Genomic DNA, 9,575 nt, shown 5'->3' on the forward strand with positions numbered 1-9,575 from the left:
GCACGGTGATCGAAGAGCTGATTCGCGTATCCGACGAGGTAGAACTCTTCACCGCCCACTCCCCCGGCCCAGCCGACAAAACCCTGCTGGTAGTCCACGGCGGCCCCTGCTGGGACCACACCTACCTACGCGACCCGCTAACCCAACTGGCCCCCGCGCACCGCCTAGTCTTCCCCGACCTCCGCGGCTGCGGCCGCTCAACCGGCGGCCTACCTCCCGACCGCTACACCCCCGACCTAGTAGTCGACGACCTGATCGCCCTACTAGACCACCTGGAGCTCGATCAATCCGACGTACTCGGCTTCTCCTACGGCGGCCTGATCGCCCAACGCCTGGCCCTCCGCACCAACCGAGTCCGCCGCCTCATCGTCGCCTCCAGCAGCATCCCACCCGTACCACCCAACGCCTTCCCCAACTGGCCCGAACGCACCCTCCGCCAGTCCGAAGAAACCCCCACGACCCTCGAAGGCCCCGCCCGCACCCACCACAACGCCCTAACCAGCGCCCGCTCCAACGTCTGGCTCCCCGAATCCCTCCCCGACTACCTATCCCGCATCAACAACATCCACTTCACCAACGACTGGGACGCCCCCTACCTAGCCGGCACCCTCCCGTCCCCCCGCTACCCCGACGCCTTGACCCGCTTCGCCACATCAAACCTCCCGATCCTGCTCCTCCAAGGCCGCCAGGACATGACCTTCCCCGCCCACCTCGCAACCGAAGCCGCCACCGCGATCCCCACGGCCCGCGCCGCCATCCTCGACGAAGCCGGCCACATGACCCACATAGACCAACCCGACGCATGGCTCACCGCAATACGCAACTTCTTGGCCTGAGCCTGCCCGGCGGAAAGATCATTGGACGACTGGATAACAGCAGCCTTCCGGCGACCGGGAACGACTACGCGCATGCCGAGCAGTAGCCACATCCACAAGCGACGAGCCAGCCACGGCCTTCCAATACGCCGGACGCCCCCAACCGTTTCGGCGGCTACACCAACAGCCCACTCAACACGGCGACCATCGCCTCGATAGTCAACGACCGCCTCCACCTCGGCATCGTCCTCACCGACGACGACTGGACAGTCACCACGACCACCGCCCTGGCCACCCGATCGCGCCGACGCAGTCCTGACCTAGGGCGCCCCTGACCGAACATCTTACGAACGTCCAATTTCGATCAGATCTGGACAGATTGCGGGCCAAGGCTGCCCTTGGATCGGCGGATCGGCACCCGCGAGAGATCGCAGAGGGGCGTAGTTGCCGGTGTGGGTGCGGTCAGTTTGTGGCGACTGGCAGGAAGTTCGTGAGTCAGCGGCACTACGACGTCTGGCTGAGCAGGGAGCGGTACTTCGGTGAGAATCGGAGACCGGGCACCTAGCCGCAGCTCGCCTCACGGACGTCGCCGCGGTAGACTCATGCAGGATTGTCGAGCGCGGGCTACCCGCTTCGCTGGACCAAGGTCTACCCGCGCGAGCGTGAGTTTGCCTACGACAAGCCCCGGATCGACAAGGGATGCCGTGAGTGCTCGATCGACGGTCGTTTGGGAGTTGGCAACGGGCGCCCCCTTCCGACAGGCTGGGCCCACGGCTCTAGGCCAACAGGCAGAGTCTAGGGGTCCTGCGTGAGCTGGCGGACGGTCACGCCCGTACCTCGCGACCGCGCTCGCACCACCATGCCAGTATCGAAGGTAAAGAGCACTACCTCCAGACCAGTGAGGTCCTTAAGTGCGCTCGCCACATCAACGATTTCCATATCCCCGTCGGCTAGACGTACGTGGTCGACTTCTTCAGGTAGGACGCGGACATCGACAGTGCCGTGCTGGCTGGACTCTCGGAGGCTGACCGGCCGCCCGGGATGTAGAGCCATCTTGTTGAGCAGCTTTAGTGTCTGTCTCGCACGCGGCTTCGTCGTGTGATTGCGCTTAGCGCGGTCCAACTCGTCGATAACGACAAGCGGTATCACGATGTGCAGGGATTCAAGTCCCCTGGCTTTGACTGCTTCCGCCCAGTCGATGTCGGGAAACTCGTCTGTGTGTTGCAAGAAGATGTTGGTGTCCGGCACGATGATGCGACCGAGTTCGTCCTGCTTCGGCCACATGCTCATCTGCTCCCGCAATACATCTTGTGCAGCCGACAGCGCAGCAACGGCTTGATCGAGTTCCAGTTGGACGGCGAGCAGAGCTGATAATTCACCTTGCACCAGCCCCTGGATGACCCAATGCCGCTGCGTCAGAACCAGGCGATTGACATCCTCATGGCTGAGACTGGCGCCTAGCGAGCGGGCGGCGTTCGTCGCCCACCTGACGTACTTCGCATACTGATCGCGTTGGTCGCTGGCACGAGCGTCAGCGGCTCCGTTGATCAAGCGGTCGAGTTCTTCGAGAACGGCGGTTGCGGCCACGCCTGGGAGCAGTCTCACAGTCACGCTGAACACCATCCCACAACACGAGCGTGTGGTCGGCTCTCGCTGGGCGGATGCCAGATCAGAGTGACAGTTCTCTTGGCGCTGCCCGAAACGCCGCGTGGACGAACGTCGTAACGGGTAGCCAAAGTCTAGCGATGTAGCTAGCAGTGGTTCTGCGAGCGGGGGAAGCAATGAAGCAGGCGAACAAGGCCAGGGCACGCTTCCGTTGGGAGGTCGCCTGGCTCAGTGCAACGCCGGTGTAGCTGCACGAGACGGCGACGATCGAGCTGCCGTTTGACTCTCGGACAGTGTGGAACTTCCTCGAAGATCCACGAAGTTCGATCCTGCTGTCAGACCGCACCTTGCACGCTGAGCGTCTAGCGGGCACGCCTCTGGGACTGGGCCAAGTACAGCTGTTCATTCATCGATACAGGTCCCCTTGGCAGCATGCTCGAAGTTGTCGCCTACGAGCCCAGCCGACGAGCGGTAACTCGCGACATCGCCAGCGGCCAGTCTGGAGGCGGCGAGCTGGTGGTGGAGCCGCTGGCCGTCGGCTGTCGAGTCACGCAGAGTCAGTGGGTAACGCTGCCGGCGGGCACTTCAAGTAGCAGAGCCGAGGTCAGCCGGCAGGTCCTCCGTGACCACCTAGGCGACCTTGGTCGTCGGCTACAGCACGTGGACAGTACTGTCATCAATCGGTGGGCGCCTTCTGGCGTTTGATTGTGCCCTCTGGGGCCGGTGCTCAAGCGCGCCGCTCCAAATCTAGCGCATGGCTACATAGAATTATTAGTTCCAATGCGGGATAGGTGTAATGTCTCATGGCTTTGCTTGTCGTGAGGCCATTTCAGTTCAATGACGTTTACTCTCTCTTGTGTTGGGCTATCGAGGATGAGTTCTCCTGGTCGATGCATGGTCGATGCAAGGTGGTCGGGCTTACCGAAGGCGAGCAGAAACGGGAAGGATCGAATCCATGCTCGTAGCCCCCAGAGAGTGTTGTCGACTGGATTGGTCAATGGTTCAGCTCCCAACTCAGCTGTTGAGCCATCTTTCGTGGTCTGTGCGCTGAAAGGTTGGTCTTGAATGGAGTCCAGATATAGACCCCATTTAGCTGGCCACTCCTGTTGCCCGAAAGCAATGTTTAGTAGCGCTACCTCATAGCCCGGTCTTACCGTCGTTATTTTTGTGTTTTGCTGTGCCTTTCCGATTTGGCCGGATGCAACCAACCCAAGGGCAAGTTTGAGAAGCCATCGCTCAAAGAGGGGGCCATCTAGGCGCTCTGTCCGAGTAGGCGCCGGCGGGGAGCCAGTATCCAGCGAGGTCTGGAGCTCGCGTAGCAGCCGGAACGCCTTGGCAGCTTCCGTGTCTAGGTGGTGAAGCTCGGAGTTGTGGGAGCTACAGAGAACTTTGGCTGTAAGACTTGCTGAGCCGTATCCCCCGTCAGGAGTACGTCCTAGTCCTTCAATGTAGATCGCGCCTAATTGGTCGAGCACCGCACGAGATATATAGTGCTCACGTGATAGACCTGAAGAGCATCCGCCGAGTACTCTTGCGTAACACTTGCGAATGGACTCCATGTCGGCGTTCCACCCCCGTGATTATTGGGTCTATGTTTTATAGTACTCGAATCTCAAAACTCTCGCTACGCTTGCCTGGAAAAGGACTTGATCGAAGCTAATCTCGATAGCCGTCAAGCCTGCCTCCAACGTTGTCTATTCCCGCTATCAACAGGACTCATCCTGCCAATCGACCACGGTTGGCCGATCGCTGGTGACCAGGAACTCCTTGACAGCCTCTCGAATCTGGGCAATTGGCAGCTCCGCGTCGGCCGGGAACTCGCGGTCGCTACTGGTGTAGTAGTAGGTAATCTCTTTGTCGCCGCCGGCCTCGCCGCGGCTGAAGTAGTTACCGCCGCCACCCATGTAGCGCAGCGCCCCGACGTCGCCGTCCTCGTTGTTGACGGCGACTAGCAGTTCGTGGTCGGGAGCTCCGGCCGCGTTGATCCGGCCTTCGACATAGAGGGCTGCGACCGAGTGCTCGTAGTCCTCAGCGAGCAGTCCGTCGATGAGCCGGTCGACGTCGGCGGCGGTTTCGAGGCGCAGAGGATCGGCGTCGTGTTCGTGCTTGTAGTAGGCCTTGACGATGCTCATTGCGGATCCGTCTCTCCGTAGTAGGTGTGCTTGAAACCGCCAGGTCCGTAGACCGTCAGCTGACTACCGGGTGGCAAGAAGCTTGGCAGAAGTTTGTTGCAGCCCAGATCACCGGGGCCGGGGCGGTTGTTCAAGATGATGCGAGCTTTGCGGATGCCGTCGCGGCGCATGCGCATGGCGAACTTGAGTTCAACATCGGCGGCGGTGGAGAGGATGTAGGGCGGCTCCACCAGGCCGAGCCGTTCAGCGTGGCGTTGAGCTTCCCCAAACTCGGGATCGTGGCGACCACTGACCAAGTCATGATCTATGCCCTCGTCGTCGTGCCAAATGCCTCGGGTCTTGGGACTGTAGCCCCGACTGACCTTGCGTTCGGGCAGGCGCTCCAGGATCTCGCGGGCATATGGGTCGAAGTCGTCGGGCGGCTCGGGACTCTGGTCATTCGCCGGCCTCGCGGCCTTGGATGCCTTCTCGCCTTCCGGCTTCGCGGAGTCGTCCCCGCGCCGGCCTCCCGCGGCCGGTGGGCTACCACCTCCAACCATGGGACCGTCACCGGTGGGCCGGTCGCCCGGTTCGGCCGTACGAGTGCCGTTAACCATCTGCTCGGCCCATGCGCGGGCTTTGGGCGGAGTCTGGCTCAGGTAGTGGACAGCCTCATCACAACGACGGGCTGCCTCGTCTAGTTGCATGGCGGCCCGCTGGGCAGCCGGATTGGCCGACATGCCCCCGACGAGTCCCGCCTGTTCCCGGCAACGCTGGGCGGTGCGTTGCAGGTAACCAATGACACGCGGTATTTCGTCGAAGGCAGCGACCAGCCCAAGTGCCACGCGTTGCAGCTCGGACGGCATACGTGTGTGGTCTAGATCTGGTCCGCGTAGCTACGGCAGCCTTGCGCCGCGATCTGCAACGACTCGACCGCCTGCTCGAGGGACCGCCCGGCCGCGTCCAATAGCTCGGCAATGTCGCGGTCGGCACCGGTGGCGGAACCCGCGATGAGGGCTTGGACCTGGGCGCTGGTCTGCCCAAACTTCTGGCGGAAACCGCCCAGACTGCCCGCGCCCTGCTGAGCTTCGGTCATGAGCTGGTAGAGCTGGGCCTTCAGGCGCTGAATGTCGGACATATGTAAGCCTCACTCTTGTCGGTTGGGGGCGAGTTGGCTGGCCAAATGCCGCCCCTTGGGGACGAAAGCAACAAGGAGCGGCGTCGGCCCTCTTCGACACGGCATCCGTTCATGCCGTGTCGAAGAGGTGGAGCGGCTGGCGCGGGCAGCCTCACTCGCATCGACCGCGCCAGCCGGCCTTTGGTGTCCCTGTCTGAGCCGGGAGGGAATACAGGGGACTCGGGGTCGGCTCAGACAGGGACGATGGGTGACGGGACCGGTGAGGTGTGCGGCGATCCACCGCACGGAGGGGCTGAGGACGACTCCCCACCGGTCCCGCCAGTTCATGGGGAGGGATTGGCAACGATGACCCGCGCGCCAGTCGTGCGCTCGAAGGTGTCTTTGACGTCATGGGTCACCGCCAGCGCTGCAAAGTGCAGGCGGCTGGGGATGATGACCGTCGTCACCTCGTAGCGGTTGACTGCCTCAATCAAGGCCTCGAAGGCGGCCGGGCTGGTGGAGTTGTCCTCGACGTAAATCGTCCCCATGGCGTAGCCCTCAACCCGAGCGAACTGTTCCAACTGGTCTTTGATCTCGGCCAACTCGTCGTCGGTCATGAGCAGGTGCTTGAGGACATAGCCCAGGAGAAGCGGACGGGTGTAGTCGGTCACTCCAGATCCTCGTCCAGCCAACGCTGGAAAGCGTTGTTCAGGCGCTCCCACAACACCGTCCACCAGCGCCGACGACGCCTGCCCTTCACGACTGCTCATCTGCCACCGCCACCGGCTCGATGGTCACTCGCAGGCTGGCGAAGCGCCGAGTCATGGCGGCCTGGTAGCGGATGGCAGTCTCTGGTTCGGCCGTGTACTCGGCGATGACGTGCTCACCGAACCAAACCCGCACGCAGCGGTCAGTGGGCAGCGGACGTTCGGCCAGCGTCATCACAGGCCGCGCACCTCCGCCACGATGTCGCGGCTGATGCCGACATACATGAGGGCGGCTGCTACAAACAGCCACTGGGCAGGCGGCATGAGGTTGGACAGGTGCAGTAACGCTGTGGGCTCCACGGTGGCTCCCCGTGAGGATAGATCACGAACTGGCGTCGGATGATTACAGACGGCGACTGGCCGGACTGACCTGATCCATCACACCGTCTGGCATGGAATCCAGCCATGGCGTTGATGACGCAAAAACGATGCATTGATGCGGCGGCACGCGCACCGCCCCGTCCGGCCTGAGATCCTGGGATACCGTCGAATCCCGGCGAAAGGGGGTGGTGCGGATGGCAAACCGTCGGGTTCTATTGGCCCAACGACGACGCATAGCTGGTTTTACTCAGGAGAGCCTGGCCGAAAAACTCGGCGTCGACCGCTCTACTGTCGTGCGCTGGGAATCGGCCGAAAGCAACCCTCAGCCATGGCTTCGTCTGCAGTTGGCGGACGCCTTGCGGGTGACGGCTGACGAACTAAGCGACCTCCTGGATGGCATAGATGTTGAGCAGTTAGCTAGGTTGGGCGACGGGACCACGAGCAGACAGGAGGAGGACGTGGAACGCCGTCGATTGCTAGAAAGCCTCGCTGTACTAGGGATTGCAACTGCCAGCTCTCCCGCAGCCGCCGCGCTTGAGACCATCCGCTCCAGCGTGCACAACGCCTTCATGACCGCCGACACCAACGTGCAGTTCTGGCAAGAGCGCGTGATCGAGTACGGCTACTCCTACCTCACCGATCCACCGCATCAGTTCGTGACGGACCTGGCGGGCGACCTGGTCTCTGTCCGGCTCATCGTGGGCCGCATGAAGCCCAATGCTCCGGCTTACAAGGACTGGTGCACGGTGGCCGGGATGCTGGCTTGCGCCATGGCAAAGTCGCTGTCCAACCTCGGGCATACCCGCGAGGCCGGCAAATGGTGGCGCACGGCGCAGTCGGCTACAGATGTGTCCGGCGACCTAGACGCGCAAATGTGGGTGCGTAGTCAGAACGTCATCCACGGCCTGTACGAGAAGCGCTCACCCCACCTGCTCCTGCGTCAAACCGCCGAAGCCATCCGGTTAGGCAACGGCCACGCCTGCCATGGCTTGGCCTCGTCGAGCACGGGTCGGGCTCAAGCCTTGGTGCTGGCAGGCAAGTACGAGGATGCTAAGCGCGAGCTGGTCCAAGCGGAACAGATCCTGGGGCAGCTGCCGGACGAGGTGCGTGAGAACCCCGACTCGGTGCACTGCTTCAGCGAAGATCGGCTGCGCTATACCGAGACCTGGGTATACGCCTACTCCGGCGACACCGCGAAGACCGATCTTGCGGCCGAACAAGCCAAACGACTGTACCCGGTGACGGACTTCCGCACCCCCCTTCAGATCGAACTGCTGCAAGCGTTCTCGCGAACCAAGTCGGGTGACACCACCGAGGGGCTGCGCCACGCCCACAGCCGCCTCGAGGCATTGCCTGTGGCCCAGCGGACCCGCATGGTGGGCGACCTGGCGCAACGCGTGCTGGAGCCGCTATCTGAGGCCGATCTCAAGCGGCCTGATGTGATCTCGTACCGCGAACTGCTGGCCCAATCGCCCATCAAGGAGCTAACCGCGTGACTGGGGCCGTCTACGAGCGCCTGGACGGCGACGCCACACTCAAGATGCTCGACGAGCTGACCGATCTATACATGGCGATCCACAACCAACCCGAGCACGACTTCCCGATGTACAGCCGCGACGCTTTCATTGAGCGCACGATGGCGCAGTGTCAGCGGGATGGCTTCGAGTTGGTGGCGCTGCGGCTGGACGATCGCCTGATTGGGTTTAGCTTCGGGCTGCGGTTCGAGGCCGGCAAGTGGTGGTCGGATATCGAGCCGCCTCCGGCAGTCGTACTTGAAGCCACCAAGTTCGCTGTGATTGAACTAGACGTACACGAAGACTTCCGCCGCCGCGGTCTCGGCAAAGCGCTGATGGACCAGCTACTCACCGATCGACCGGAGCCCTACGCCACGCTGGCCGCCACGGTGGGCGGAAGTGCCCACGCCATGTACCTGCGTTGGGGTTGGCGGGTGGCGGGGCGCTTCACGGACGGCGAGCCGGTGATGGATGCGCTGGTGACGGATCTTAGTTAGCTTTGGCCGCCGCCTAGGTCACATGTAGCGATCGAAGAATCACTGAGGATGAATTATCTGACAACGACAAGTGATCGCGCAGGTTTACGTGTCCGACCGGCGCGACCGTCCAGTTGGCAGCAGGAAAGCAGCGCTGATACTTCACGTGGCTCACAGCCTTATTGCCGGGGCAATCCCTGAAGATCTGGCGCGCGAGGAGCAAGAGCGCATTACCAAGGAACTCGGACACGCTGAACGCGTCCTCGCCACCTCACAGATCGTGTACAGCCAGATTGAGGAGACGCCTGAACTGGTCCTCGACCAGCCTGGTCGCTGTGAGGAGGTGTACCGGCTCGGCGCTACGGATGTAAGACGCCTGTCTAACCAGCTCCTGTTCGAGAACCTGTGGATTGACGTCGAATACGACGAGCCGGCCCCGTTGCGGGCCGGGCTGAACTACGCGAGTCTTTCGCCACCGTCCACCGTCTGGCCGGCGACACAAAGAACCTCCACCGTCTTTCTGACGATAGAGGTTCGCAGGAGATCTCCATGCTGCGCCCGGCAGAGTTCGAACCTGCCACCAACGGATTAGAAGTCCGACGCTCCAGCTGAGTTACAGACGCCCTGCCCGATCGAACACCCCAGGCTACCTCGAATATCTATTTTTCTATTACCCTGTTTGGTACTTTAGTATTTTGCTCTGATTCAGGCGCCTAGAATCAGCAGCAACCCCCGACCTTCTTTGCTCTTGTTCTTTGCTCTTGTTCTTTGCTCTTGTTCTTTGCTCTTGTTCTTTGCTCTTGTTCTTTGCTCTTGTTCTTTGCTCTTGTTCTTTGCTCTTGTTCTTAG

11 protein-coding genes are annotated in these 9,575 nt (G+C 61.9%); 4 read left to right on the forward strand and 7 right to left on the reverse strand.

All coding sequences use genetic code 11. The annotated features are described in order from the left end of the window. Window positions 1-5: 5 nt before the first annotated feature. Window positions 6-836, forward strand: coding sequence for an alpha/beta hydrolase (locus tag AB0M15_RS27670; protein ID WP_363824365.1), 831 nt, complete (start codon window positions 6-8; stop codon window positions 834-836). A 774-nt stretch (window positions 837-1,610) separates the two neighbouring features. Here AB0M15_RS27670 and AB0M15_RS27675 read toward each other — a convergent pair. From AB0M15_RS27675 to AB0M15_RS27705, 7 genes are all read right to left on the reverse strand, one after another. Continuing rightward, window positions 1,611-2,426 carry a PIN domain-containing protein gene (locus tag AB0M15_RS27675; protein ID WP_363824366.1) on the reverse strand — a complete coding sequence of 272 codons (816 nt, stop codon included), beginning with the start codon at window positions 2,424-2,426 and terminating at the stop codon, window positions 1,611-1,613. Between the two features lie 1,700 nt (window positions 2,427-4,126). Then, window positions 4,127-4,552 (reverse strand): Imm1 family immunity protein, encoded by a 426-nt coding sequence (locus AB0M15_RS27680; RefSeq protein WP_363824367.1) that lies wholly within the window; start codon window positions 4,550-4,552, stop codon window positions 4,127-4,129. Then, window positions 4,549-5,397 (reverse strand): DddA-like double-stranded DNA deaminase toxin, encoded by an 849-nt coding sequence (locus tag AB0M15_RS27685; protein ID WP_363824368.1) that lies wholly within the window; start codon window positions 5,395-5,397, stop codon window positions 4,549-4,551. Before AB0M15_RS27685 ends, AB0M15_RS27680 begins: the two co-directional genes overlap by 4 nt. An 11-nt stretch (window positions 5,398-5,408) precedes the next feature. Continuing rightward, the gene (locus tag AB0M15_RS27690) at window positions 5,409-5,669 is read right to left on the reverse strand and encodes a hypothetical protein (RefSeq protein WP_363824369.1); all 261 of its coding nucleotides are present in this window, start codon (window positions 5,667-5,669) and stop codon (window positions 5,409-5,411) included. A 323-nt stretch (window positions 5,670-5,992) separates the two neighbouring features. Beyond that, window positions 5,993-6,319: a hypothetical protein gene (locus tag AB0M15_RS27695; RefSeq protein ID WP_363824370.1), complete on the reverse strand. Its 327-nt coding sequence runs from the start codon at window positions 6,317-6,319 to the stop codon at window positions 5,993-5,995. Between the two features lie 85 nt (window positions 6,320-6,404). After that, window positions 6,405-6,590: a hypothetical protein gene (locus tag AB0M15_RS27700; protein WP_363824371.1), complete on the reverse strand. Its 186-nt coding sequence runs from the start codon at window positions 6,588-6,590 to the stop codon at window positions 6,405-6,407. Then, window positions 6,590-6,715 (reverse strand): hypothetical protein, encoded by a 126-nt coding sequence (locus tag AB0M15_RS27705; RefSeq protein ID WP_363824372.1) that lies wholly within the window; start codon window positions 6,713-6,715, stop codon window positions 6,590-6,592. The genes AB0M15_RS27700 and AB0M15_RS27705 overlap by 1 nt, the downstream gene beginning before the upstream one ends. Window positions 6,716-6,930: 215 nt before the next feature. On the opposite strand from AB0M15_RS27705, the gene AB0M15_RS27710 reads away from it, so the two are divergent. The 3 genes from AB0M15_RS27710 (at window position 6,931) to AB0M15_RS27720 (ending at window position 9,318) form a co-directional block, all read left to right on the forward strand. Next, the gene (locus tag AB0M15_RS27710) at window positions 6,931-8,232 is read left to right on the forward strand and encodes a helix-turn-helix transcriptional regulator (RefSeq protein ID WP_363824373.1); all 1,302 of its coding nucleotides are present in this window, start codon (window positions 6,931-6,933) and stop codon (window positions 8,230-8,232) included. Next, entirely contained in the window at window positions 8,229-8,747 is a 519-nt protein-coding gene (locus tag AB0M15_RS27715) for a GNAT family N-acetyltransferase (RefSeq protein ID WP_363824374.1), read from the forward strand. Before AB0M15_RS27710 ends, AB0M15_RS27715 begins: the two co-directional genes overlap by 4 nt. 70 nt (window positions 8,748-8,817) lie before the next feature. Beyond that, on the forward strand, window positions 8,818-9,318 hold the full coding sequence (locus tag AB0M15_RS27720) for a hypothetical protein (RefSeq protein WP_363824375.1): 501 nt from the start codon (window positions 8,818-8,820) through the stop codon (window positions 9,316-9,318). The last annotated feature ends 257 nt before the right edge of the window (window positions 9,319-9,575 follow it).

The organism is Kribbella sp. NPDC051718, assembly GCF_040681515.1.
GTDB lineage: Bacteria > Actinomycetota > Actinomycetes > Propionibacteriales > Kribbellaceae > Kribbella.